Below are 23,514 nucleotides of genomic sequence, written 5' to 3'. Positions count from 1 at the left end.
TCCGGGGCGTAATTTCCGCCAGCTCGCCCCACCCGACCTGACCAGTGGCGAGGCCGCCAATGACCCCGGCATCAGACCGGGTTCATGTTCAACGGCCTGCTATTGGCACATGGGGCCGACCGCGAGAAAGCGAAACACACGACATGAACGACCACGTCTCCGCCCCCGCGACCCACGCCGGCACCTGGCTGCCCGAGTCCCTGCTTGCCACGCCAGAAGTGGCCGAGGACCTCGAACGGTTCGAGAACCTGTCACGGGCACGGAATTCGTTTCAGTCCGCCCTCGAGACCCAACACCTGCAGGGATTGCTCGACATACTCGCCCCGAACGTTGTTTTCGTCAGCGACGGCGGCGGTCTTCAGCAGGCGGCCGTGCGGCCCGTCGTCGGCGCCGACAAGGTGGTCCGCTACCTGGCCGGCCGGGTCGGCAGGGCCGACGGCACCTTCACCAGCGAGCCCACGACAGTCAACGGCAACCCGGGACTCATCCTGCGCGTGGACGGCGTGATCGACGGCGTACTGGCCTTCCGCGTGGACAACGCCCGAGTCACCGGCCTCTACTACGTCCGCCACCCCGAAAGGCTCACCGGGCGGCGAGTCCGAAACCCCCTCACCTCCAGCTGACCATCCCTTCGTGACACGGCCGGCCATCTCCCGTGACGTCTTCGATGCGATTCAAGACGTGGGTGCCGGGTTTGAGGTTCCCGCGGGGCAAGGTTCTAGGTTCAGGGCATGGTGGATGGACCTGAGCTGATCACGGTCGGTCAGCTGGCACGCCGTGTCGGCCTGACCGCGAAGGCGCTGCGGCACTACGACCGAGTGGGACTACTGGCACCTGCCGTGGTCGACCCCGACACGGGCTACCGCTTCTACGGACCCGACCAGGTTGCCCATGCGCGGCTGGTGCAGGCCCTGCGCTCGGTCGACGTCCCGCTGGAGCAGGTCCGTGCGTGCCTGGCCAAGCCGGACGACGCGGCCGCGATCCAGCAGGTCCTGATCCAGCACAGACGACGGCTCCAGGCACGCCTGGACCGGGTCCGCGGCGATCTCCACCAGACGGACCATCTGATCGAGGACGGAGTCACCGCAGCGATGACCGACCAGGACACGCAGCAAAGGACCGAGGGAGCCGCAGGCGACGAGCGGCGGGTGGCCGTGGATCTGTTCAACGGGGTGTGGCGGTTGCTGGAGCAGGAGGACCGCAGCGTCGAGGATGACGACCGGATGCTGCACATGGCGCACGCCTCGCGCTACCACTGGGGCCAGGTGGGCGCCCCGGTGAATCTCAGCCGCGGCGAGTGGCAGTGCTCACGGGTCTACTGCGTGCTGGGCCGGGCCGAGCCCGCCCTGCACCACGCCCGGCGCGGCCTGGAGATCTGCCAGGCGCACGGCATCGGGGACTGGGACCTGGCCTACGCCTACGAGTCCCTGGCCCGAGCCCACGCGGTGGCCGGCGACAAGGAGCAGGCCCGTGCCTGGACCGAGCAGGCCTTGGCCGCGGCCGAGGATATCGCCCAGGACGAGGACCGCGAACTTGTCCTCACCGACCTGGAGGCCATCCCCGCCCAACCGCGCTTCTGGTGACCCGCCCAACCACCGACCCGCCCGGACCGCCACAGGTGACCTGGAGGAACAGCACCGTGAACAGCACCGCCCCCGACCTCCCCGTCCAGGCCGACCTGGGGCAGTTGCGCAACCAGGCCAAGGACCTGCGCCTGGCCGTCCAGGGCGGTAAGCCCGGCGCCGCCGAGCGCGCGGCCAAGGCCGGCCCGGTGGACCCGGTCCATTTCTCCATACACGACGCGCAGCATGTCATCGCCCGCGAACACGGCTTCGCCCGCTGGCAGGACGTGGTCTCCGCGTTCGGCAACCGCCAACCGCGCGAACGCGATCTGCACCGGTGGTTCGCCGTCGAGCTCAACAACGCGCTCGGGGACCTGCTCTTCGACCTCACCCCCGCCACCCCGCGCGCCGAGCAGGACCGCGCCCTCTACCAGGCCTACGCGGCGTGCTACCACTGGCTGGAGGCGGGCACCCCGGCCAACCACGGCCGCGGCGAATACACCATTGCCCAGACCGCCCTGGCCATCGGCCGCCTCCAGGTCGCCGCCCACCATGCCCCGCGCTACGCGGAGTTGATCGCCGAGCACCCGGCGGCCTTCACCGACTGGGACCGGGCCTTCGCCACCGAGATCCGGGCCCGGACGGCCGCCGCCACCGGCGCCCCGGACGCGAGGGAACTCAAAGCCCGCGCCCGGCGCCTCGCCGACCGGGTCGTCCACCCCGACGCGCGCGAGGTCGTGCTGGACCGCCTGGACCGCGGACCTTGGTTCGCACTGGAAGGGCAGTCCCACGCCACGGGCCCCACGGAATGACTATCCGTCAGTCTGCGCTCTCCTGCACTGACTCCGCCGACTGCACATCCGTTGGGAGATCCGAGCCGACATCCACCAAGCCTTCCTCACCCTCGGCTGCGCGATCATCTGCTGGCGATGCTTGAAGACCTCATTTTGATTTGAGTTCTTAGCCGGATCCCGGTGCCGATAGCGGTGCCCCTCGATCCTTGCCGCTCACTACGAGCCTCGCAGCAGGGCTGATCGGATTCCCGCTACTGGCCTTTCGTCCCAGGTGAAACATCGCTCGCTCCGGAACGCGAGCTTGCGTTCCCGGTGGGCGACGGCGCCAGCAGTGCGGCGGAGACCAGCGTCAATGAAGAAAGCAGGCCCACAAGCGCGATGCGTTCACCCGAGGTGAACATGCTGAGATGCTGCAGGTGGTAGAGCAAATGGAAGACGCAGAAGGTGAGCCAACCCGCGCCGACCGTGATGACGTACCGGTCGCTGTCGGCAAAACGCCAGGCCGCGGCTGTCACGACCAAAAGGGCCATGTACAACGCGGACATGTCCGTGACCAGATGCTCGTTGTACGGACCGAGGCGAGGCTGCCAGGGTCGACCAATGTGAGGAAACGTGTCATACCAGAGCTCTGGCGCGAAGTAAGCCCACACATGACCCAGGCATGCGAGAACCAGAAAACCGAGAAGTACCCGTCGTGTCACAATCTTTCCCATGGTCATAAGACCGTGGCCGACCCTCATATGTGACACGCGATTAGGTGTGATCGTCGCCATACTGCTACGGCAAGCGTCATTCCCAGCAGGACACCACCTGCCGGGGGCCACGGGCCGTTCAATGGCACATGGTTGTACAGCCGCAGCCGCAGCCGCAGCCGCCGAACGGCTCTGCTACAACCGGGCATCGTCGCGGCGGAAAAGGGACTCACCGCATTCGTCGGAAAACACCGCGAACGGCCGCCGGAAATCCGGCCGGCGGCCGTTCTGCGTCAGTCGGAATCAGCGGCGCAGGGCCAGGTCGTTGCGAGCCAGCTTGACCGCGGCAAGAAACGCAGCGAACACCATGCCGAACAGGTTGATCGTCATCAACGTCTCGTTGATCGCATCTGCGCTCCAGCTGACCGAGGCACCGTCCTTGGCCATGTCAGTGGAGGCTCCGATGAAGTAGGGAACCGAGCTCAGCCCCAGCGCCCCGTAGAAGAGCACGTTCTGCGCCAACACCCCCCGCCCCTCGGTCCGTACCGATGCCGACACCGAGGTCGACGCCGGCTGGCGCTTCATCAAATACAGCGCGAAGATCTGGAAGTAGAGATAGGTGACAAACCACCAGCCCAAATAGTTGGTGTACGGCACCCCGAACACCCCGCCTCCATCTTCCCAGACCCAGACCCGCTTCACGGTGGAGGCGACCGAGTCGACGCCGAGGTCGAACATGGTCATCAGTGCCGCGGCCACCATCGGCAGCGCCACCACCTCGACCCGGCCGGCGAGCGACCCGGACGAGCCGTTCAGGCGGCTGTCCGCCTCGTCGAGCAAGGTGTTGGCCACCTGCCAGCAGATGTAGCCCAGACCGAAGTAGATCGGTCCGATCTCGATGGGCACATGAATCAGCTGCGGATGGCCCGTGTAGTGGTAGTTGCCGAACGGGAACCCGGTGGAAACGCTGAGGTTCTCGAAGAAGTTGCTCACCACCAGGGTCACGATCAGAAAGAACAGCAGCGTCCGCCACCCGTACCTCCGCACCCCGTGGATCAGCGCGAACGGGACGGACAGCAGCAGTATCGGCGTCGTGACGTGTGTCCCGGTCAGTGGGACGGTAAGGCCCACTATTGCCGCGGCGGCTGATAGCAGCCAGAGGACGCGGTTCCAGGCGTTCATTTTGATTCTCCTGTGATAATAAGTTCAGCTGCCGCTGCGTCAGGGACGGGGTCCGTGCCCGGACCGGGGTTGGCGTCCGGTGCGACCTCGGTGAACAACAGCTCTTCCGCAGACGCGCCCAGCGGCCGGGCAGCCGCCGAGTCGCGGTACTTGACGCCCAGCCAGGTCATCCACGGCACCGGCAACCATGTTCACCAGCGAAACCCGGTCGCGCCGGCGCCGGGCGCGTTGAAGGTACGTACCGACATCGGTCTCGCGGCTTCCGATGCGCTTCACCAGAGCCTGCCGAGAATCGGCTCAGCCAATTCATCTTTGCCGGAGCCGTCGCCCAGATGTTTGCCAGCGGCCCCGAAGTTCTCGACCGTGTCATCGGAACCGGTCGGAAGCTGGTGCAGACGGATTTGCTCGACGAACCCGGGACGCGGATCGACCACGGTCACCGGCGCACCATCGCGCCGAGCCAGGCTGCCGGCCCGCCGTCACGCCCTGTACCAGCCACCGGCAACCACCGCGCTGGGCGTTCCCGCTCATCATCTCTCCCCATGTCGTGGACTCGGCATCAAGACACCAGCCAGCCCTCTGCCGTAACAGCGCACGGATGAGACGTAGCGCACACCGGAGGCAAGGGAAGCCGTCCCTTTCCTCGGGCGGCAGTTGGGGCATGAGTGCTCAGTCTGACGAACTCGAAGCCAACCGCTGACAGACAATCTGCTCCACAGACCGCCGCTCACGACCAGGAACTGGGCCCGGTTCGGGAGATCAGCTACAACGACGGCCGCGTCGACTTCACGGCCGGCCTCACGCTCCACTTCTCCAGCGGGAGCGTCCGCCTGCTCAGTCTCGACGACGACCTGGTCGTCGCTCAGGATCAGCACCTGGGCGCCGTCGAGGCCCACCTGCACGAGGACGTCGCGCGACGCCGGCCAGAAGCAGCGTCAGGTGCGCCGGGCCCGACCGTAGCTGTCCTGGCGGCCGGCCGGTACCGCTTCGATCGTCACTTCCGCTCCAGCGCCGCCAGTCGCAACTCAAGCTGGTCAACCCGGTGCCGTAGCAAGGTGACCTGGGCTTCCAGGCTGACTTCTCGTTCCGCCCTGCGTTGAATGCGCGGTGACGCGGCCGCGCGCTCGATCACCGCGTCCAGCCGGACCAGGCGCTGCGGCCCGTTCGGGCCGTCCACCAGCCGGGACTGGATCTCGCCGTTGCGGTACCAGGACCGCAGCGCCGAGCGGGAAACACCGGTCTCGGTTTCCGCCTTGGCCAGCGTGACCCAGGGTGTCTCGTCCAGCTGCTCGAACAGCTCCAGCTCGTTCTGCCAACGTGCGAGCCGGTCCTCCCAGTCCGACGGTGTCTCCATCGCACCCTCCCTTCAGCACGGTGACCCTATCAATAACAGTGTATTGACATGGTTGAGACCATAGAGCCATGCCATTTGAAAGGTTCACCGTGGAAGCCCGCAAGGCAGTCGTCGCGGCCCAGGAGGAGGCGAGGCTGCTCAAGCACGACTACATCGGCACGGAGCACATCCTGTTGGGGCTGCTCGCCGCGCCGGACAGCATGGCGGCGAAAGTCCTGCACCAGCTCGGGTACGACAAGGCGGCGGCGCAGGTCGATATCGCCGCGGTGGTGAAACCCGGCACACAGGAGCTGACCGGCCATATCCCGTTCGCGCCGCGTGCGAAGAAGACACTGGACCTCGCCCTGCGCGAGGCGCAGCAGCTGCACCACACCTCCATCGGTACGGAACACATCCTGCTCGCCCTGGTCAGGGAAGGTGAGGGCGTCGGCGCGAAGGCGCTTGCCGAGCGGATCAATCCGATCACCAAGATCCGCGCCGCGGTACTGGCGGCACTGGAGGGATCGCAGGACGTCCCGACCGGCCCATGGCCGGCCGGCACACCTGCCACCGAGGACACCGTGTCCGCCGCCGGCGCGCTGGCCGGTGGCGCACCGGTCGGCAGCCATCATCTGCTGGAGGCGATGCTGCAGGCGGAGAACAGCATGGCGGCCAGGGTGCTGCGCGAACTCGGGGTCGACCCGGCCGCGGTCGCCGCCAAGATCGACGAACTGGATCCGGAGACGACCACGGACGCGAACCCGGAGGAAGCCGCCGCCCGAAAGATGGAAATCCGGCTGGTCGACGATGAGGTGCACCTGATCCTTCGGGACCCGACAACGGTCACGGCCGCCAAGAAGGTCGCCGAGCTGTCCGGTGGCCCGATCCAGGGCGTCGGGCCGGTCGCCGGCCTGTTCGTCCCGCTCTGGCGGTCGACCAACCAGCTGCTCCTGCAGATCCAGCGCGTGCTGGAACCGGAACCCGGAGAAGAAGGCGGATCCGCTGCGAGCAGCGTGGCCAAGGTCGTGCGCACGGTCCTCGCGCCCCGGCTCCGCCGGTGAACCGCCTGACCAGCGGGCCGTTAACTGTCGGTGGGACAGGCGCGGACGGGCGCGCGGTGAGCGACGATGCGCTGGCGCCGTTCTCGTCGGCGACGGCTGGGCACCGCCGACCCGCTGCTGACGGATCTGTCGGCACGCTGCCGAGTCCTGTGCGTCTCGCCGCCGAAAGCGCTGGCGATGGACGTCGCGTGCAACCTGCGGGCGCGCAGGCCGACATCCGTCAGGGCGACATCCGTCAGGCCGACATCCGGCCCGGCCTGCCAGAGTCGGCGATCACGCTCGGCATGCGCACCGCCCGTGGTGGCTCGCGCGCACCACGGGTCGATCTCCCGCGAGCGGGCAATACGGTGCATCGGAGGCAGCCATGACCATCACCATCGTCGGAGCCGGCTTGGGCGGCCTGGCCCTTGCCCGTGTGCTGCACGTGAACGGCATCGACGCCGTCGTGTACGAACGTGAATCGTCGCGCGGTGCGCGCGGTCAGGGCGGAATGCTTGATCTGCACTCCGGGACCGGGCAGCGGGCGTTGCGCTTGGCCGGCCTGATCGACCAGTTCCACGCGATGGCCCGTGGCGAAGGCCAGGACCTGCGTCTTCTCGAGCCGGACGGCACCCTGCTGCTGCAGGAGGACACGCCCGACGACGCCCCGCTCGAGCGACCTGAGATCGACCGTGCCGATCTGCGCAATCTGCTGCTGGACTCTCTCCCGGACCACACGGTGCGCTGGGGGCACGCCCTCGAATCAGTCGACAGTGGCCTGCTGCGCTTCGCCGACGGCAGCAGTGCGACGTACGACCTGCTGGTCGGCGCCGACGGCGCGGACTCCCGGGTCCGCGCCCTGCTCACCGACGCCCGACCAGCGCACACCGGCCAAAACGTCGTTGAGCTGGGCATTCCAGATATCGACCGCACCCACCCCGACCTCGCGGCGATGGTCGGGCGGGGCAACTACTGGGTGCTCGGCAACGGACAATCCCTGTCGGCACAGCGCAACGGCGACGGCCGCGTACGCATCTACCTCAGCTTCTACAACACCACCGAGGACTGGTTCGCCACCAGTGGGATCCCGTTCGGCGACCCGGCCGCCGCGAGGGTGCGGCTGATCGGCCTGTTCACCGGCTGGCACTCACGGTTCACGGCACTGATCGCAGCCTGTGACGACACGGTCCTGCCACGGTCGATCACCACTCTCCCGGTCGGCCTGACCTGGCCGTCGACGCCAGGCGTCACGCTGCTCGGCGATGCCGCGCACCTGATGCCGCCGGTGGGGCAGGGCGCCAACATGGCGCTGCTCGACGGCGCCCTGCTCGGCCTCGCGCTGGCCGCGCACCCGGACGACTCTCCCGCCGCCGTCAAGGAATGCGAACGCGAGATGTTCGAACGCACCAGCGCCGCCGGCCGGCAGTCCGCGCACGTCCAGGAAATCCTGACGTCGCCGGACGCCGGCCGGAAAATGCTCGCGTTCTTCCAACCGGGCTGAAGGCGACCGAACACGACCAGGCGGCCGGCCGTCGAGCGGAGATGCCGTCGAGAAGGTAGGCGCCGACCATGACGGCCATGTTGGCGGCGCTGAGTCCCGCGCCGCGAACGACGAGTGCGGCAGCAAGGATGAGCCCGTTGGCCTGCCGGCCGCCGTAGGCGAAGGGAAGGGTCCCCAGCGCGGTGAGGGCGATGCCGACCAGGCTCTTCAGGAGTCCTTCGACCGCGTCGACGAGGGGATCGCCCTGGGTGGCCCGGTGCCGGAGCAGCCCGAGTTCCACGCCGGGCAGTTCGGGCAGTCCGCGCGTCGCCATGCCGTGTTCGACCTGGGCGGGAAGGAGGGCCGCCGTGCCCAGCCCGGCGCGGACCGCGCTTGCACACCGGGCAGGCCGGTGCTCTCGAAGGCGATACGCCAGTCGCGTCCGCTGTCCAACCGGATACGGTCCGTCGTGACAACGCGGTCTCCAGGTCCGACCCCATAGGCAGCGGTTATGTCCGCCCCTCGAAAGTCGCCGGTTCCTTCCGCCTGCACCGGACCGTAGTGTCCGAAACGTGCACTACCTACACGTTGATGTCTTCAGCCCTCAGCCCTACAGCGGCAACAGCCTGGCTGTGTTTCCCGACTCCGCGGAGCTCAGCGCGGAACAGATGGCCCGCATCACCCAGGAGATGCGCCACTTCGAGTCGGTCTTCCTGGCGCCCGACCGCACCGGCAGGCAGTCCTGGCATGCGCGCGTCTTCGACCTCACCGAAGAGCTCGACTTCGCCGGCCACCCCCTCATCGGGGCGGCCTGCGTCCTGCACGCTCTGCACGGCAGCGACGACACCGAGACCTGGCGTCTCGAACTCAAGGCCCGCACGGTCGACGTCACCACCCGGCGCCGCGCCGCCGGTCGGTACACCGGCGTCCTCGACCAGGGCCCCGCCTCGTTCCTCGGCCGCCCCCACATCCCCGAACTGGCCTCCTGGTTCTCCCTGGACGCCGACGACCTGGACCCGGATCTGCCTCCCGAGGTGCTCTCCACCGGACTGCGCTACCTGATGGTCCCCGTACGCGGCGACGCACTCGAGCGCGCCCGGATCGCCCGGGACCTCGAAGCCCTGCTGGCCGCCCTCGGCGCCCAGTTCGCCTACCTGCTCGACGCCGCCGCACCGGAAGGACGTCACTGGAACAACGACGGCCTCCTGGAAGACGTCGCCACCGGCTCCGGCGCGGGCTGCGCCGCCGCGTATCTGCGCCGCCACGGCCGTATCGAGGACGGCGAGACCGTCGTCCTGCACCAGGGACGCTTCACCGGCCGCCCCAGCCGGATGACCATCGGCGCACACGGCCAGGGACAGGGCATCCACCGTGTCACCGTGGGCGGCGACGTGGCGTTCGTCGCTGAAGGACACCTCTCGGAGCTGCCCGCAGGACCGCGTCCGCACTGACCCACTACGGGCCGACGCCATCCGCGCCACCATCGGATACGAGGACATCCTGGACGACGGTGACGCGGTTGGTGTGTTTGCGGTCGGCCGCCGCTAGGGGTGGATGGTCGCCCCCGGCGGTGCCGGGTCGGGGCTGATGATGAAGTCCTCCGGCCAGACCGTGAGTTGGATGTCCTGGCCCGCGGCCTCGATCACGTCGTGCAGGTTGCCGTGCTCGCCCTGGTCCAGGAGGAAGAGGGGATCGTCGCGGTGCACCGGGTCACTCCGCAGCCAGGCGTCGAAGCCGTTGAAGTCGGTGGCTCCCGACGCGAGGTAGGGCACGATCCGCCGGAACAGCTTGGGCCACATCACCAGCTGCTGCAGCGCGTCGAGGTCCGGGACGCCGGCCTTGCCGTTCGGGTCGGCCTTCGAGCGGGGCCACACCCCCACCGGCGGTGTCCGCGCCGCTTGGGACGTCGACGCCAGGTGGGTGCGGAGCGCGGCGGGCAGCGTCGCGTAGAACGCCGGGTAGGCCAGGCCCTCTGCGAGCAGCGCCGCGTTGGCGGACTGGTCGACCCTGGCTTCGTTCAGGAACACGTCCGCCCCGTCCGGCTCGGTCGGGTCGTCCGGGTAGACGAACCCGATCATGCGGCCGTTGGCGTCGATCCCGTTGGAGAGCACATATCCGCGGATGCTGTCCTGGTCGGCCGACTTGACCTTGTTCGGATGGTCTTCGAAGAAGGTGACGTTGGTGAACCCGAGGAGCTCCAGCAGCCTTTCGCGGGCTTGGTTGGCGCCGGCCAGTTCCTGGTGGGTCTCGCCGAAGTGCGTCTCCAGCGCGTCGATCGCCTCCAGGCGCACCGAGATGCCTCGGGCGCTGATGTCCGGGGGCGTCCCCGACGGCCGGCGCAGGCCTTCGACGAGGGCGGGTGAGTCCGGCTTGAACTTGACCGTGTCGCCGTCAGGCTCCGGCCCCTGCCGCGGCAGGTCGGGATATCGGATGACGAACAGGCCGCGCAACAGCGTGTAGCTCATGGCATTCCTCTCGTCGATGACTAGGCAGATAATAACCTAAAGGGAGCGAATGTGTACTCTCTGTAACAGGGGTGCAAGGGCGCGTCGGACTCCGGGCGAGTCGGCCTCAGGCCGCACGGACCTTGCGGCGACGGCGGTCAGGGCTCGTTCAGGAGACGGACGGCCTGTACTCGGTGCAGGTGGATGAGGATGTCGTAGGAGCGGGCCAAAGCGATGTCGTACTCCGGCTCGGGGTATGCCGTACCGATGCTGCGGGTGGGGCGGGCCGTCGTCAGCCAGTCGCGGACGACGGCGGGAGCGGTGCGCAGATCCAGGACATAGCGGAGGTGGCGTACCCGGTCCAGGACGTACTCGTTGCCGCCCGGTGCCGGGGGGCCGACCGTCTGGGTGAGCATCATGGTCTCGGCGGGGTCGGTGGCCTTGAACGAACCCTGGCCGAAAGTGAACCCGATGGCCGTGTACCCCGTGCCGAGCCGATCGCGGAGGAAGGCTCCCTGGGTCTTGGGTTGTTTCAGCGGGTCCTCGGACTCGTAGGCGACGTGTCCGTTGTGGGCCGACAGCAGGACCCGGGTCCCGGTCCGCTCCTGCCACCACACGACGTTGTCCGCCATGGCCGAGTCGCGCCAGCGCATGATGGCGGCCACCTGTTCCGGATCGGCGGGGTCGAACGCGTACTGGTGGGCGGTCTGGTCGATCGCCGTCGCATCCCGCAGCGCCCACGCATGCTCCTCGCGCGCCTGCGGGCCGGCCGCGGCGGGCGGCGCGAGACCCGCGAGCAGTGCCACGGCCTGCCCGGTCCGGTCGGCCATCTCCTGGCGCTCGGTCAGCGGCCGGGCGAAGTACGCCTTCTGGTAGGCGCCGGAAGGCAGGGTGGGCGGCAGGCCGCGGTACAGCTCGGCGATGCGCTCCCGGAGCTCGGGGTGTGCTGCGGCGACGTACCCGATCACCCGGTCGTAGAGCTCCGGGCCGGTGTAGCCGAAGTCGTCGCCCATGATCCGTACCGGATCGCCCGGGTGCCGGAGGTTGTAGGCCCGCATCCATTCCACCAGGTCCAGATACTCGGCGCTGTTCCAGAGCTCGTACGCGTACTGGAGGTCCTCGCTCATGATGCGGCGCGGATCCCCGTGCCCGTGCACGAGGTAGGCGTCGAGGCGCCGCCCGGTGCTCCAGGGCGCCTCCAGGGCGACCGTCCGAAAGCCCTTCTTCTCCACGAGGTACCGGAAGACGCGGTGCTTCATGGTGACGAACTCGTGGGAGCCGTGGGTCGCCTCGCCGAGACCGACGACCCGTGCCCGGCCCACCATGGCCCCCACCGGACCGAGGTCTTCCAGACCGTCCCTAGGCTCGGTGGAGTGCAGCGGCCGGGCCGCGCGCTGGACGGCGGCCACGATCGGCTCGTCCCCGTCGTGAGATGCGGCGGCGGCCGGACCTCCGACGATCATCGCCGCGATCAGAACCAAAAGGTGAGGAAACTTTCGCACGCACACGTGTTGCCCGAGGCGCGGTCGGAGAAATCCGCGGCCCCGGGCAATCCGCTCGCATGGACCACGGCAGCGCCCGCGTACGCCGTGCCCGTCCGAGGTGCGTGGCCGCCGGGCCCCGGTGGAAGTACCAGGCGGAGTCGGCGGCCGATGCACTCCTCGAAGAGACAGCGGTCTCCTGCAGGAAGCCGGATCCGAAGCCGGATCCGAAGCAGGTGACCGTCGGCCGGTCGAGCAGCGGGTTGAGCGGGTTGTACGTGGAGCGCCGGTGCTGCGCCGTGTTGTCGCCGGCTGCCTTCGCCCGGGGGCGTGCCCAGGGTCGTGCGCGGGGGCGGGCCCGGCCGAGGCCGCCCAGCGGGCAGCCTGGAGGGTCTCCCGCCCCCGTCGCGAAGTGCCTCTATGGCCGGCGCAGCGCGGCGCTCAGTATTGCTCGGTCTCCACGAAACCCGCGTCCGCGTCGTTGTCCACACCGATGGCGGCGGCGGTCGGGTCGAATCCGGCCGGGCTGTCCTTGAGGCCCAGGCCCATGCCGGCGAGCTTCTCCTTGACCTCGTCGATGGACTTCGCACCGAAGTTGCGGATGTCGAGCAGGTCCGCCTCGGAGCGGGCGACGAGCTCACCCACGGAGTGGACACCCTCGCGCTTGAGGCAGTTGTACGAACGGACGGTGAGGTCGAGCTCCTCGATCGGCATCACCAGATCGGCGGCAAGGGCGGCGTCCACCGGGGACGGGCCCATGTCGATGCCCTCGGCGTCGATGTTGAGCTCACGGGCCAGACCGAACAGCTCGACCAGCGTCTTGCCGGCCGACGCCATGGCGTCACGCGGACGCATCGCCTGCTTGGTCTCGACGTCGACGATCAGCTTGTCGAAGTCGGTGCGCTGCTCGACACGGGTCGCCTCGACCTTGTACGTGACCTTGAGCACCGGCGAGTAGATCGAGTCGACCGGAATACGACCGATCTCCTGCCCCACCTGCTTGTTCTGCACGGCGGAGACGTAACCGCGACCGCGCTCGACGGTCAGCTCCATCTCCAGCTTGCCCTTGCCGTTGAGCGTGGCGAGGACGAGGTCGGGGTTGTGCACCTCGACACCGGCCGGGGGCGCGATGTCGGCGGCGGTGATCAGACCCGGGCCCTGCTTGCGCAGGTACATGACGACCGGCTCGTCCTGCTCGCTGCTCACGACCAGCTGCTTGATGTTGAGGATCAGGTCGGTGACGTCCTCCTTGACGCCCGGCACGGTGGTGAACTCGTGCAGCACGCCGTCGATGCGGATGGACGTGACCGCCGCACCCGGGATCGAGGACAGGAGGGTTCGGCGGAGGGAGTTGCCGAGGGTGTAGCCGAATCCCGGCTCCAGTGGTTCGATCACGAACCGGGAGCGGAACTCGTCGACGACTTCTTCGGTCAGGGACGGACGCTGAGCGATCAGCACGGGGTGTTGCCTCCAGTGGTTTGGCGCCCGCTATGTGACGCCGTAGACACCATGAAGGGTACGGGCGATCCGGACGGTTCGGCCTCCGAAGAGGCCGAACCGCTCGGCTCCGACCCGGCGAGAAGGCTTCGGACCCCCCTTCCGGGGCATCCGCGGCCATGGCTGAGTCGGGGCTGAGGCCATCAGCGACTACCCGATCACCCCGCTGGCGGGGCGCTCAGCCGTCGTAGCCGGTGCCCGGCTCGTAGTCGTCGGGGACGTCCTCGTTCGTCTCGGTGTCCTCGTCGGCCTCTGCCTCTTCGGCGGTGATGCCGGGGTCAGCGCCGCTGTAGTCGTCGCTCTCGGTCATGTCCCCTGCTCTCGGTCGGTGGGATCTGGCACCCGCTCAACGAGCCGTCGCGGCAGGGAGACGTTCGGCTGGACGTGTGAGTCGGGCCCGGCGGGTCGGGCCGGGCGCGTCGAGGACGGCCGTCGCGGGCAGCCGCTACCGGCGCAGGCCCAGTGCTTCCCGGCCCGCGTAACGGGCCTGGGCGCCCAGTTCCTGCTCGATGCGCAGGAGCTGGTTGTACTTGGCGGTGCGGTCGGCGCGGGAGAGCGAGCCGGTCTTGATCTGGCCGCAGCCGGTGGCGACGGCGAGGTCGGCGATGGTGGTGTCCTCGGTCTCGCCGGAGCGGTGGGACATGACGACGGTGTAGCCGGCGCGGTGGGCGGTGGCGACGGTGGCCAGGGTCTCGGTGAGGGTGCCGATCTGGTTGACCTTGACCAGGATCGAGTTGGCGATGCCGTCCTGGATGCCGGCGCGCAGGAGTGTTTCGTTGGTGCAGAAGACGTCGTCGCCGGTGAGCTGGCAGCGCTCGCCGAGCCGGGCGGTGAGATGGCGCCAGCCGTCGTGGTCGTCCTCGGCCATCGGGTCCTCGATGGAGGCGACGGGGTAGCGGTCGACGAGGGCGGCGAGGTAGTCGGCGTGTTCGGCGGGGGTACGGCGGACGCCTTCGCCCGCGTAGTCGTAGACGCCGTCGTGGAAGAACTCCGAGGTGGCCGGGTCCATGACGAGGGTGATGTCGGCGCCGGGCTTGTAGCCGGCCTGCTCGATGGCGCGTACCACGAAGTCGAGGGCCTCGTCGGCGGTGCGCAGATCGGGCGCGAAACCGCCCTCGTCGCCGACGTTCACGCTGTGGCCGGCGGCGATCAGGTTGCCGCGCAGGGTGTGGAAGACCTCCGAGCCCATACGGACGGCCTCGGCGAAGGTGGCCGCGCCGATCGGGGCGATCATGAACTCCTGGAAGTCGAGCGGATTGTCGGCGTGCGCGCCGCCGTTGACGATGTTCATCATCGGCACCGGCAGCAGCCGGGCGTCGACTCCGCCGACGTAGCGGTACAGCGGCAGCCGGTGGGCAGTGGCGGCGGCCTTGGCGGTGGCCAGGGAGACGCCGAGCAGGGCGTTGGCGCCGAGGCGCGCCTTGGTGTCGGTGCCGTCCAGTTCGATCATCGTGCGGTCGACGGTCGCCTGGTCCTCGGCGTCGAGTCCGGTCACCGCGTCCGCAATGGTCTCGTTCACGGCGTCCACGGCCCTCCGCACGCCCTTGCCGTGGAAGCGGGCCGGGTCGCCGTCGCGCAGTTCGACTGCCTCCCGGGCGCCGGTGGAGGCGCCCGACGGCACGGCGGCGCGGCCGAGCGAGCCGTCCCTGAGTTCCACGTCCACCTCGACGGTCGGATTGCCCCGGCTGTCGATGATCTCCCGTGCGACGACCCGGCTGATGGCGGTCACGGTGCAGCTCCTCACGCTGGGCCCGCGCGGTGGCGGGCAGTAGACCTTATTAAGTTCCATCCGGAAACAAAGTGAGTCCCGAAAAGGAACCTACTATGGGGGCATGAGGATGCACAACGCCGACGAGACCTGCGGCATCGCCCAGGCCGCCATGGTCCTGGGGGACTGGTGGAACGTTCTGGTCCTGCGCGAGGTCGCCCGCGGCCACGTCCGCTTCGACGCGCTGGCCGCCGAGATCGGGCTGTCCCGCAAGGTGCTCACCGAGCGCCTCGGCCGGCTCGTCGCCCAGGGAGTCCTGCACCGCAGCCTCTACCAGCGGCGTCCGGTGCGCTACGAATACCTGCTCACGGACTCCGGGACCGCGCTGCTGCCGCTGCTCGTCGCCATGCAGGACTGGGGCGACCGATGGGTGCTGGGCGACGGCAGCCTCACGGCGACCGCGGCCGAGGACGGCGCCGAGCACGCCCGGGTGCACGCCCTGGCCGGCACCCGCCTGCCCGACGGCCTCGAACTGCCCGGCACACAGGGTGCCGACCTGCCCCTGGTCGCACCGGACGCCGCCGCGACCGTACTGTTCACCTACCCCGGCACGGGCATCGAGTGGGGCGAGCCGCCGATCCCCGGCACCGCCGGCTGCACGCTGGAGAACAGGCTCTTCCGCGACGCCTGGCCCGACTTTCAGCGGGCGGGCGTGGAGGTACGCGGCATCAGCACACAACTCGCCCACGAGCAGGCGGAGTTCGCTCGAGTCGAGGACGTCCCGTACCCGCTTCTCTCCGACGCCGGCCACCGACTGGCAGCAGCTCTGCGACTGCCGATGTTCCGCGGCACGGGACGGCTGCGGCACAAACGCCTGGTCCTGGTCGTCGACGCCGAACGGACCGTACGCCACACGCTGTTCCCGATCGACGACATCCCGCACGCGGTCACCGAGAGCCTGCGCCTGGCCGCGGACTGCACCCGGAGGGCGTGAGCGGCCCGGCGAACGCGTCGCGCACGGAGGTGAGCGGTGTGCGGTCTGCGGACTCATTCCCAGCAGGCGCACGGCTTGGCCGATGCTGTACGTCGGCACCCCCGAACCCTGGCCGTGCGATCCCCCTGCGGAGGCCGCGTATGCTGCTGCGCCAACTGGAGTACCTCGTCGCGCTCGCCCGTGAGCGGCACTTCGCCCGCGCTGCGGCGGCCTGCTACGTCTCGCAGCCCTCGCTGTCGGCCGCGATCCGCCGCCTCGAACACGAGCTGGACGTCCCCATCGTGCGGCGCGGCAGACGGTACGAGGGCCTGACCCCCGAGGGCGAGGTCGTCCTGGCGTGGGCGCACCGCATCCTCGCCGAACGGGACGCCCTGCAGCAGGAGTTGTCGGCCCTGCGCGGCGGGCTGACCGGCACACTGCGGCTGGGCGTCGTCCCCACCGCACTCCCGGTAGCCTCCCTGCTGACCACACCGTTCTGTGACCGGCATCCGCGGGCGGGGGTGGCCCTGGAGTCGCTGTCGTCGGCACAGATCACGCGCGGACTGGCCGAGTTCGAGCTGGACGCGGCGATGACCTACCTGGACGACGACACGCTCCGCCAGGTGCGCCGTCATCCGCTCTACGAGGAGCGCTATGTCCTGCTCACCCCGGTCGACGGTCCGCTGGGCGCGGCCGACGCGGCGTCGTGGGCGCAAGCCGCGACCCTGCCCCTGTGCCTCCTGGCCCCACGGATGCGCAACCGGCGGATCATCGACGAGTGCTTCGCAGCCGAGGGGGCCACGGCCGCGCCCGCGATCGAGTCGGACAGCGTCGCCGGACTGTACGCCCACCTCCCCGGAGGCCGCTGGTCCAGCGTGATCTCGCACGCCTGGCTGCACATGTTCGGCGTACCGGACGGGATGAGAGTCGTACCGCTGGAGGGGCCCGCGCACGGACCGCGGGTCGGGCTGGTCGTCGCCCGCACCGAACCCGCCTCGGTTCTCGCGCAGGCACTGGTGACGGTGGCGCGGGAGGCGCGGGTGCGGGACGCACTGGACGAGCTGCTGCACTCCTACCTGGGCGGACGCGGCTGATAGAAGCGGGCTATGAAGGCATAGCAAGGATCGCTTTGACCAGGACGAACGACCCCGAGGATCGTGAACGGCACCTACCCGCAACGCCAGTTGAGGAGCCGCGACATGGCCAAGGTGCTCTGCGTTCTGTACGACGACCCCGCCGACGGATACCCGACCACGTACGCCCGCGACGACCTCCCCGCGATCGACCACTACCCGGGCGGCCAGACGACCCCCACCCCCGAGGGCATCGACTTCACCCCCGGCCACCTCCTCGGCAGCGTCTCCGGCGAACTCGGCCTGCGCACCTACCTGGAGAAGGCCGGCCACACCCTCGTCGTCACCTCCGACAAGGACGGCGCCGGGTCGGTCTTCGACCGTGAGCTGGCCGACGCGGACATCGTCATCTCCCAGCCGTTCTGGCCGGCGTACCTGACGCCCGAGCGCATCGCCGCAGCGAAGCACCTGAAACTGGCGGTCACCGCGGGAATCGGCTCCGACCACGTCGACCTCGACGCGGCCATCGCCCACGGCGTGACGGTCGCGGAGGTGACGTACTGCAACAGCATCAGCGTCGCCGAACACGTCGTGATGATGACCCTGTCCCTGGTCCGCAACTACCTGCCCTCCCACCAGGTCGTGCTCGACGGCGGCTGGAACATCGCGGACTGCGTGGCCCGCTCGTACGATCTGGAGGGCATGCACGTCGGCACGGTGGCCGCCGGCCGCATCGGCCTCGCGGTCCTGCGCCGCCTCGCCCCCTTCGACGTGAAGCTGCACTACACCGACCGCCACCGGCTGCCCGAGGACATCGAGCGCCAGCTGGGCCTGGTCTTCCACGCCTCGGCCGCCGAGATGGTCCCGCACTGCGACGTCGTCACGATCAACGCGCCCCTGCACCCGGAGACCGAGGGCCTCTTCGGCGACGAACTGCTGGCCACGATGAAGCGCGGCGCGTACCTCATCAACACGGCACGAGCGAAGATCGTCGACCGGGACGCCGTCGACCGCGCCCTGCGCAGCGGCCAGTTGGCGGGTTACGCGGGCGATGTCTGGTACCCGCAGCCGGCCCCGGCCGACCACCCCTGGCGGACCATGCCGCACCACGGCATGACCCCGCACATCTCGGGCTCGTCGCTGTCCGCGCAGGCCCGTTACGCGGCGGGCACCCGCGAGATCCTGGAGTCCTGGTTCGCCGGCCGTCCCCTCCGCGACGAGTACCTGATCGCCGACGGCAGCGGCTTGGCGGGAACCGGCGCACATTCGTACTCCGTCAAGAAGTGATCCTCGGCGCGGAGGCCACCGTCCGGTGGCGTCCACGCCGACCTTTGAAATCCATGCCAGCACGGGGTGGCGAGCGCCATGATTGATCCATGGGGACTGTGACAGCGCTGTACCGGTATCCGGTGAAGTCGATGCTGGGTGAGGCCGTGATCGCCGTGTCGGTCACGGAAGGCGGGCTCGCCGGGGACCGGGTGTACGCCGTGCTCGATGAGACGGGCGCGGTGGGCAGCGCCAAACACCCGCGGAAGTGGGGAGAGTTGCTGCGTTGCCGGAGTCGCCTCGACGACTCCGGCATGCTCCGGGTCGTACTGCCGGACGGCGCTGCCCTGTCCGTTCAAGACCCTGACCTGGACGTGGAGCTGTCCAAGCTGTTGGGCCGTCAGGTCTTCGTCTCGGCCGCCGTGCCGGAGCACACCAGACTCGAGCGCGCCGTGCCTGAGTACGAAGGCGGTGTCCCGGAGGCTGCACGGGAGTCGGCAGCCGTCGATGTCACCGGGGAGAGGATCACGACGGGCAGTGTCGCCACGGGGACGTTCTTCGACTTCGGGCAGGTTCATCTCGTCACCACGTCCGCTCTGGCCCGTATGCGGACGGTGTATCCCGCCGGGGACTTCGACGCACGACGCTTCCGGCCGAACCTGGTAGTGGAGACCGGGGGAGGGCCGGGTTTCCCGGAGGACGCCTGGCTGGGGTCACGGCTGCGCGTGGGGGAGGCGCTGTTCCGCGTCGTGGTCCCCACACCTCGCTGCGTGGTCCCCACCCTCGGCCATGACGAACTGCCGCCGGACCCTGGCATCATGCGCGCGGTTGCCCGCGACCACCGCATTCCGGTGTTCGACCTGGGCCGGCTGTCGTGCGTCGGCGTGTACCTGGAGGTTCTGGAATCAGGGACGGTCCGAGTGGGCGACTCGATCTCGTTGCAGGAGACTGCCTGATCGGTTGCAGGGGGCTTGCTGACCGGCGGCTGGAGCCGGCGAGTCCGTCAGCTCACGATCAGGGCCGCAGGGTCTGGTGGGCGAGGACGAGATCCTGCTTGATCCGGGTCCCTTGCCGATTCGGCGTTCCCGGCGGACGGCGAGGCGCTTGAACCGGTGGAGCAGGGCGAAGGTCTGCTCCACGACGTAGCGGAGCCTGCCCAGGCCCTTGATGCTCCGGGTTCATGCCCTAGCGACTGTTTCCGGAGCAACACCCAGGACGAGCTTCTCCAGCGCGTCCTGGGCCGGACCGAAGGTCGCGACCCACGTCTCGACCAGATAGATCTCGTTGCTCTGATCGATGCCGAGGAAGAAACGGCCTTCGTCGAGTTCGCCAATCGGGAAGAGATCGCGTCCGATCGTTTGGCTGAAACCCGTCACCACGCCGGCTCTCCTCGGGGGCGTCGCCGTCGCATCCACCCATGCCTCGGCCAACGTGGTGTCCTCTGCCAGGACCTGCCCGTGCTCAGCCGGCCAGCCAGGCCGCCTCCCGGTCGCCCCGTGTTCGGAACCTTGGTCACCCTCCCCTGAAACCGCTGCCCGAACCGCAGGCCACTGCGGATGCGATGCCACTCTTCAAGGTTCACCACCCCGGGCATCCTCGCACCCCACTCAGACGAGGCAGGTGGAAACTTCGTTGAGCCCTCGGGTGATCATGTGGCAGGCTCGCCAGCCTTGACCGAGATCACCAAGTCGTACGACGACGGGGTGGACATCGAGGCGTCCCTGGCGGCGCGTCTGCTCTCCACGCGGCGATGACATCCGGGGCTTCGGTGAACAGCACGCGTTTGGGAGGGCTGATGGCATCGATCAAGCAGTTCCAAGTCACCTTCGACTGCGCAGAACCTGAGCGCGTCGCTCGGTTCTGGTGCGAGGTGTTGGGATACGTCGTACCGCCGCCGCCGAAGGGGTTTGCCACTTGGGACGATTTCAAGCGCTCGCAGCCCCCTGAGCAGCGGGATTCATGGTTCGCCTGCAGTGATCCCTCAGGTGTGGGCCCGCGACTGTACTTCCAGCGCGTCCCCGAAGGGAAGGCCGCCAAGAACCGGCTGCATCTTGACGTACGGGTCGGCACCGGACTCGTGGGTGAGGAGCGCCTGGCCGTACTTGAGGCCGAGTGCGCACGACTGGTCGCGCTCGGCGCGGTACGCGGGCGACTACTGCTTGCCGATGGAGTCAACGAGTCGACCCTCGTGATGCAGGACATCGAGGGCAACGAGTTCTGTCTCGACTGAGGTGCCGCGAACGTGTCCTCGTCCTGCCCCATGGGCCAGGACGAAGAACCGCCGGTGCTCGCGAGGTAGAGGGCGAAGCCCCAGGTACTGGCGGATCCGCCGTTGGCGCAGACACATCTGTTCGCCGTCGTTCAATCGAGGCGTTTGACGGCGAATCCAGTCGTTCAGGCTTCCTTGTCAGCGAACCTGGTCGCTCTTCGGCCCGATGCCTTTGATCCTGGTCGGAGTTCCGTCCGGGGCGAATGAGTGGTGGAAGGTGAAGGCGTGCGGCGCAGAGGAGCCGTGGTCGTGGAGGTGTTCCAGCCTGGAAACCCCGTCCTGCCAGGTTGGTATCTCGCCGTCGGAGACCCACCAGCACACGTAATTCGGGTGTCCTGTCCTCTCGAACCAGTCGTAACGCCTGTTCAGCGCCTCACGGTGCAGACCGGTGTAGATGGCGTCGAAGGCGGGGCGCAGGTCGGTCCAGAGTGAGAGGGTCGCGGCCAGGGCGGTGGTTTCCACCGTATGGCCCTTGCCGTACCAGGTCGGTACGGCGAACTCTCCCCATGCACCCCAGTCCGCCTCGAAGAGCATGCCCCGGTCACCGCCTGCCGCTTCAGCATGCGCGAGATACCCGGGGTGCTGACTGATCTTCCGGTAGACGGCCTCACCAATGTCGTAGAACTCGCGCGTGAGAGGTGCGGGATCGACGAGAGGTGACTTCAGGACGCCGAATGTGTACAGAGCAAGATGGGGCATGCGTCTCTCCCTGGTTGGGGCTGCCTGGCGTGGACCCGGTTCGGTGGCTTTCGTATGGGGGCGAGGGTTCGTGGGGCATGACCAACTCATCCCGTCGCGGGTGGCTCAGCCTGAAGGAACTCCTGCGCGACCGTGGGCGATCGCCGAAGACCAGGTGAAGGTAGCTGCCTCTGCGGGCCATGTCGAAGTTGCGTTTTCCCTGTCCAAGTGGCCTCTTGCACCGGTCATTGCGGGGGCTGGGGCTGGGGCTGGGGCTGGGGCGGTGACGGGCGGGGCAGGCTGCGGGGTACCAGTGATCCACTTCGGCCGATCGGTTCGCCTGCCATGCCCGTCCGCACCCCCTGTCCGACAGCCCCGAGTGCCGCCGAACGCGTGCGGTTGAAGAAGATGGCCTACGGCCACAGGAACGAGCACCGGCTGCGGGTGCGTGCACAGGTGGTGCTGCACGCCGCACATGGACGCTCCAACGCATGCATCGCCCGGGATACGGGGCTGCATTTGGACACCGTGCGCCGCTGGCGTGGCCGGTTCGCCCAGGCGGGCCTACCCGGGCTCAAAGACCGTCAACGCTGCGGCCGTCCCGCCTCGTTCACGCGCATGGCGGTCATCAGCTCGCCACGACGGCGGGGCGCGGCGGTGCGCGCGCGACGGGGCGGGACGGCCGACGGATTCCGTTGACCGCGACTGCCGACAGTGACAGTACGGCGACGGCCTCCACCACGCGGTCCGAGCCGCCGCGCACCTGCACAACCTCGCCCTGGCCGCGTGATCAGCACAGCCGTGGTCGGGCTTTGATCCGGGCGCTCGGGTGGGGACGGTGCTGCTGCAGACGGCGGACTTCTCTGGTGCCGCGTCAGGCAACGTTCGCCCTGGCGATGTACTTGCGCAGGCACCGAAACGGTTAGTACAGGTGGCGGTATCAGCCAAGGTGCCGGGCGAAGAACCGCAGCGTGCTGTCCATCTCGAATGCCGGGACCTCACCGTGCTTGCCGGGGTTGGCGTGCAGCGTTTTCTCGGTTGAGGCGAAGGCGTCGAACAGTGCCAGGCTCTGGGTCCGTGGCACTCGCTCATCGTCCCACTGCACGAGGAACTCCACCGGGACGGTGATCCGCGCGGCGGTCTCGGCTGGCACCTCAGCACCGCCCAGGCCCAGCACCGCCGCCCGGACCCGGGACTCGGCGGCAATGAGCGGGACGCCGATCACGCAGCCCAGCGACACACCCCAGTAGCCAACTGGGCCAATGCCAACATGACTGAGCTTCTGGACCGCGTTGAGCACGGTCTGCCATTCCGGCACAATCTGGCGGACAACGAGTGCATGGAAGCCGGCGATCAGCGGGGCCAGTTCCTCACCGGCCTCAAGCCGGGCCTCGTACTCGGTCGCGATCCGGGTGAACTCCTCATGTTCCGGCCGGTCACCGTGGCTGGGCGCATCGACCGCCACCACGGCGAAACCGCACTCGGCCACGAAACGGCGCGCACGGTCCACGACGCCAGGGGCTTTCTTGTTCTGACCGCCGCCGTGCCCCATGGCAATCAGGGGGCGGGTCCCGTGGGCACCTCGTGGAGTCCACAGCACGCCAGGGACGTCGCCGAGGAGAAAGAGCTGTTCAAGGACGCCGTCGGACGATGTCTCAGAGGTAAAGCGCATAGCGTTTCGGGCCTTTCGGGATGCCTGCTGCGGGCGCTTTCCAGTGTGATGCGCCGCACATCACGAGCAAGTTGCCAGTGCGGGGCCCGGTGCCAGGTCACCACCGACCCGTGCCGCGGCGGATGATCCGCAGCAACCGCCTGCCTTCATCGTCGTCGATCCAACAGACACATACTCGTTCAGCCATCCCCACAGCCTGACGGGCCGCACGCCGCCCGGGACAGGACCCGAGCGGCGAGTCACGTCACAACAGGGCCAACGTTGCTTGATGCGGCACTAGGGGCTGTCTCTAGTTGTGATCATTGGGCTTTGAGGAGGCTGCTGATCCAGATGGTCGCTGCGCGGAGGTGGAGTCCGGCGAGGTAGCTCT

General features: G+C 68.7%; 24 protein-coding genes and 1 pseudogene. 13 read left to right on the top strand and 12 right to left on the bottom strand.

The annotated features are described in order from the left end of the window. Window positions 1–143 precede the first annotated feature (143 nt). From ABZ725_RS47785 to ABZ725_RS47770, 4 genes and pseudogenes are all read left to right on the top strand, one after another. Window positions 144–623, top strand: coding sequence for a hypothetical protein (locus tag ABZ725_RS47785; protein ID WP_358808646.1), 480 nt, complete (start codon window positions 144–146; stop codon window positions 621–623). Window positions 624–731: 108 nt separating this feature from the next. Next, on the top strand, window positions 732–1,583 hold the full coding sequence (locus tag ABZ725_RS47780) for a MerR family transcriptional regulator (protein ID WP_358808645.1): 852 nt from the start codon (window positions 732–734) through the stop codon (window positions 1,581–1,583). Between the two features lie 56 nt (window positions 1,584–1,639). Continuing rightward, window positions 1,640–2,374: a hypothetical protein gene (locus ABZ725_RS47775; RefSeq protein WP_358808644.1), complete on the top strand. Its 735-nt coding sequence runs from the start codon at window positions 1,640–1,642 to the stop codon at window positions 2,372–2,374. 16 nt (window positions 2,375–2,390) lie between these two features. Then, a pseudogene (locus ABZ725_RS47770) lies at window positions 2,391–2,513 on the top strand (IS5/IS1182 family transposase); the annotation flags it as partial. Between the two features lie 94 nt (window positions 2,514–2,607). Here the strand turns inward: ABZ725_RS47770 and ABZ725_RS47765 are convergent. The 4 genes from ABZ725_RS47765 to ABZ725_RS47750 form a co-directional block, all read right to left on the bottom strand. Then, window positions 2,608–3,129, bottom strand: coding sequence for a hypothetical protein (locus ABZ725_RS47765; RefSeq protein WP_358808643.1), 522 nt, complete (start codon window positions 3,127–3,129; stop codon window positions 2,608–2,610). A 222-nt stretch (window positions 3,130–3,351) separates the two neighbouring features. Continuing rightward, window positions 3,352–4,230 carry a carotenoid biosynthesis protein gene (locus ABZ725_RS47760; RefSeq protein ID WP_358808642.1) on the bottom strand — a complete coding sequence of 293 codons (879 nt, stop codon included), beginning with the start codon at window positions 4,228–4,230 and terminating at the stop codon, window positions 3,352–3,354. 272 nt (window positions 4,231–4,502) lie between these two features. Then, window positions 4,503–4,670: a hypothetical protein gene (locus tag ABZ725_RS47755; RefSeq protein ID WP_358808641.1), complete on the bottom strand. Its 168-nt coding sequence runs from the start codon at window positions 4,668–4,670 to the stop codon at window positions 4,503–4,505. 554 nt (window positions 4,671–5,224) lie between these two features. Continuing rightward, window positions 5,225–5,584, bottom strand: a complete 360-nt coding sequence (locus tag ABZ725_RS47750; protein ID WP_351920824.1) for an excisionase — start codon at window positions 5,582–5,584, stop codon at window positions 5,225–5,227. Between the two features lie 68 nt (window positions 5,585–5,652). On the opposite strand from ABZ725_RS47750, the gene ABZ725_RS47745 reads away from it, so the two are divergent. The 3 genes from ABZ725_RS47745 (at window position 5,653) to ABZ725_RS47735 (ending at window position 9,534) form a co-directional block, all read left to right on the top strand. After that, window positions 5,653–6,624 carry a Clp protease N-terminal domain-containing protein gene (locus tag ABZ725_RS47745; RefSeq protein ID WP_358808640.1) on the top strand — a complete coding sequence of 324 codons (972 nt, stop codon included), beginning with the start codon at window positions 5,653–5,655 and terminating at the stop codon, window positions 6,622–6,624. 364 nt (window positions 6,625–6,988) lie between these two features. Then, window positions 6,989–8,104 carry an FAD-dependent monooxygenase gene (locus ABZ725_RS47740; protein WP_358808639.1) on the top strand — a complete coding sequence of 372 codons (1,116 nt, stop codon included), beginning with the start codon at window positions 6,989–6,991 and terminating at the stop codon, window positions 8,102–8,104. A 551-nt stretch (window positions 8,105–8,655) separates the two neighbouring features. Continuing rightward, window positions 8,656–9,534, top strand: a complete 879-nt coding sequence (locus tag ABZ725_RS47735; RefSeq protein ID WP_358808638.1) for a PhzF family phenazine biosynthesis protein — start codon at window positions 8,656–8,658, stop codon at window positions 9,532–9,534. 93 nt (window positions 9,535–9,627) lie between these two features. Here ABZ725_RS47735 and ABZ725_RS47730 read toward each other — a convergent pair whose 3' ends face one another. From ABZ725_RS47730 to eno, 5 genes are all read right to left on the bottom strand, one after another. Continuing rightward, window positions 9,628–10,548, bottom strand: a complete 921-nt coding sequence (locus ABZ725_RS47730; RefSeq protein ID WP_358808637.1) for a hypothetical protein — start codon at window positions 10,546–10,548, stop codon at window positions 9,628–9,630. A gap of 137 nt (window positions 10,549–10,685) precedes the next feature. Then, window positions 10,686–11,990: an erythromycin esterase family protein gene (locus ABZ725_RS47725; protein ID WP_358808636.1), complete on the bottom strand. Its 1,305-nt coding sequence runs from the start codon at window positions 11,988–11,990 to the stop codon at window positions 10,686–10,688. Window positions 11,991–12,449: 459 nt separating this feature from the next. Further along, entirely contained in the window at window positions 12,450–13,466 is a 1,017-nt protein-coding gene (locus ABZ725_RS47720) for a DNA-directed RNA polymerase subunit alpha (RefSeq protein WP_351920991.1), read from the bottom strand. 217 nt (window positions 13,467–13,683) lie between these two features. Further along, a complete protein-coding gene (locus ABZ725_RS47715; RefSeq protein WP_358808635.1) occupies window positions 13,684–13,815 on the bottom strand; it encodes a hypothetical protein in 132 nt (43 codons plus the stop codon). Window positions 13,816–13,950: 135 nt separating this feature from the next. Then, entirely contained in the window at window positions 13,951–15,234 is a 1,284-nt protein-coding gene (gene eno / locus ABZ725_RS47710) for a phosphopyruvate hydratase (RefSeq protein WP_358808634.1), read from the bottom strand. Between the two features lie 103 nt (window positions 15,235–15,337). Between eno and ABZ725_RS47705 the strand changes: the two genes are divergently transcribed. The 4 genes from ABZ725_RS47705 to ABZ725_RS47690 all read left to right on the top strand — a co-directional run bounded on the left by ABZ725_RS47705 (window position 15,338) and on the right by ABZ725_RS47690 (window position 19,481). Further along, window positions 15,338–16,207 carry a winged helix-turn-helix transcriptional regulator gene (locus ABZ725_RS47705; RefSeq protein ID WP_358808633.1) on the top strand — a complete coding sequence of 290 codons (870 nt, stop codon included), beginning with the start codon at window positions 15,338–15,340 and terminating at the stop codon, window positions 16,205–16,207. Window positions 16,208–16,347: 140 nt separating this feature from the next. Beyond that, window positions 16,348–17,280 (top strand): LysR family transcriptional regulator, encoded by a 933-nt coding sequence (locus ABZ725_RS47700; protein WP_358808632.1) that lies wholly within the window; start codon window positions 16,348–16,350, stop codon window positions 17,278–17,280. A 105-nt stretch (window positions 17,281–17,385) separates the two neighbouring features. Continuing rightward, the gene (locus ABZ725_RS47695; protein ID WP_358808631.1) at window positions 17,386–18,546 is read left to right on the top strand and encodes an NAD-dependent formate dehydrogenase; all 1,161 of its coding nucleotides are present in this window, start codon (window positions 17,386–17,388) and stop codon (window positions 18,544–18,546) included. 89 nt (window positions 18,547–18,635) lie between these two features. Next, a complete protein-coding gene (locus tag ABZ725_RS47690) occupies window positions 18,636–19,481 on the top strand; it encodes an MOSC domain-containing protein (protein WP_358808630.1) in 846 nt (281 codons plus the stop codon). Window positions 19,482–19,703: 222 nt separating this feature from the next. Here the strand turns inward: ABZ725_RS47690 and ABZ725_RS47685 are convergent, their stop codons facing one another. Further along, a complete protein-coding gene (locus tag ABZ725_RS47685; protein ID WP_358808629.1) occupies window positions 19,704–19,955 on the bottom strand; it encodes an SUKH-3 domain-containing protein in 252 nt (83 codons plus the stop codon). 365 nt (window positions 19,956–20,320) lie between these two features. On the opposite strand from ABZ725_RS47685, the gene ABZ725_RS47680 reads away from it, so the two are divergent. Then, window positions 20,321–20,755 (top strand): VOC family protein, encoded by a 435-nt coding sequence (locus ABZ725_RS47680; RefSeq protein WP_358808628.1) that lies wholly within the window; start codon window positions 20,321–20,323, stop codon window positions 20,753–20,755. 177 nt (window positions 20,756–20,932) lie between these two features. On the opposite strand, the gene ABZ725_RS47675 is transcribed toward ABZ725_RS47680, so the two are convergent. Then, window positions 20,933–21,493, bottom strand: a complete 561-nt coding sequence (locus ABZ725_RS47675; protein WP_358808627.1) for a DUF3291 domain-containing protein — start codon at window positions 21,491–21,493, stop codon at window positions 20,933–20,935. A gap of 324 nt (window positions 21,494–21,817) precedes the next feature. Here ABZ725_RS47675 and ABZ725_RS47670 point away from each other — a divergent pair, with 324 nt between their 5' ends. After that, window positions 21,818–22,171 (top strand): helix-turn-helix domain-containing protein, encoded by a 354-nt coding sequence (locus ABZ725_RS47670; protein ID WP_358808626.1) that lies wholly within the window; start codon window positions 21,818–21,820, stop codon window positions 22,169–22,171. 241 nt (window positions 22,172–22,412) lie between these two features. Here the strand turns inward: ABZ725_RS47670 and ABZ725_RS47665 are convergent, their stop codons facing one another. Beyond that, a complete protein-coding gene (locus ABZ725_RS47665) occupies window positions 22,413–23,144 on the bottom strand; it encodes an alpha/beta hydrolase (RefSeq protein ID WP_358808625.1) in 732 nt (243 codons plus the stop codon). Window positions 23,145–23,514 lie beyond the last annotated feature (370 nt).

It is taken from the genome of Streptomyces sp. NPDC006872 (genome assembly GCF_040635845.1).
Classification (GTDB): Bacteria; Actinomycetota; Actinomycetes; order Streptomycetales; family Streptomycetaceae; genus Streptomyces.
The sequence above is the reverse complement of the archived record's forward strand: the minus strand, read 5'-3'. Positions and strand labels throughout refer to the sequence as shown.

Coding starts and splice junctions, on each gene's coding strand:
- ABZ725_RS47785 (WP_358808646.1), top strand. CDS start 144: ATGAACGACCACGTCTCCGCCCCCGCGACCCACGCCGGCACCTGGCTG.
- ABZ725_RS47780 (WP_358808645.1), top strand. CDS start 732: ATGGTGGATGGACCTGAGCTGATCACGGTCGGTCAGCTGGCACGCCGT.
- ABZ725_RS47765 (WP_358808643.1), bottom strand. CDS start 3,129: ATGGCGACGATCACACCTAATCGCGTGTCACATATGAGGGTCGGCCAC.
- ABZ725_RS47760 (WP_358808642.1), bottom strand. CDS start 4,230: ATGAACGCCTGGAACCGCGTCCTCTGGCTGCTATCAGCCGCCGCGGCA.
- ABZ725_RS47750 (WP_351920824.1), bottom strand. CDS start 5,584: ATGGAGACACCGTCGGACTGGGAGGACCGGCTCGCACGTTGGCAGAAC.
- ABZ725_RS47745 (WP_358808640.1), top strand. CDS start 5,653: ATGCCATTTGAAAGGTTCACCGTGGAAGCCCGCAAGGCAGTCGTCGCG.
- ABZ725_RS47740 (WP_358808639.1), top strand. CDS start 6,989: ATGACCATCACCATCGTCGGAGCCGGCTTGGGCGGCCTGGCCCTTGCC.
- ABZ725_RS47730 (WP_358808637.1), bottom strand. CDS start 10,548: ATGAGCTACACGCTGTTGCGCGGCCTGTTCGTCATCCGATATCCCGAC.
- ABZ725_RS47725 (WP_358808636.1), bottom strand. CDS start 11,990: ATGATCGTCGGAGGTCCGGCCGCCGCCGCATCTCACGACGGGGACGAG.
- ABZ725_RS47715 (WP_358808635.1), bottom strand. CDS start 13,815: ATGACCGAGAGCGACGACTACAGCGGCGCTGACCCCGGCATCACCGCC.
- ABZ725_RS47705 (WP_358808633.1), top strand. CDS start 15,338: ATGAGGATGCACAACGCCGACGAGACCTGCGGCATCGCCCAGGCCGCC.
- ABZ725_RS47700 (WP_358808632.1), top strand. CDS start 16,348: ATGCTGCTGCGCCAACTGGAGTACCTCGTCGCGCTCGCCCGTGAGCGG.
- ABZ725_RS47695 (WP_358808631.1), top strand. CDS start 17,386: ATGGCCAAGGTGCTCTGCGTTCTGTACGACGACCCCGCCGACGGATAC.
- ABZ725_RS47690 (WP_358808630.1), top strand. CDS start 18,636: ATGGGGACTGTGACAGCGCTGTACCGGTATCCGGTGAAGTCGATGCTG.
- ABZ725_RS47680 (WP_358808628.1), top strand. CDS start 20,321: ATGGCATCGATCAAGCAGTTCCAAGTCACCTTCGACTGCGCAGAACCT.
- ABZ725_RS47675 (WP_358808627.1), bottom strand. CDS start 21,493: ATGCCCCATCTTGCTCTGTACACATTCGGCGTCCTGAAGTCACCTCTC.
- ABZ725_RS47670 (WP_358808626.1), top strand. CDS start 21,818: ATGCCCGTCCGCACCCCCTGTCCGACAGCCCCGAGTGCCGCCGAACGC.
- ABZ725_RS47665 (WP_358808625.1), bottom strand. CDS start 23,144: ATGCGCTTTACCTCTGAGACATCGTCCGACGGCGTCCTTGAACAGCTC.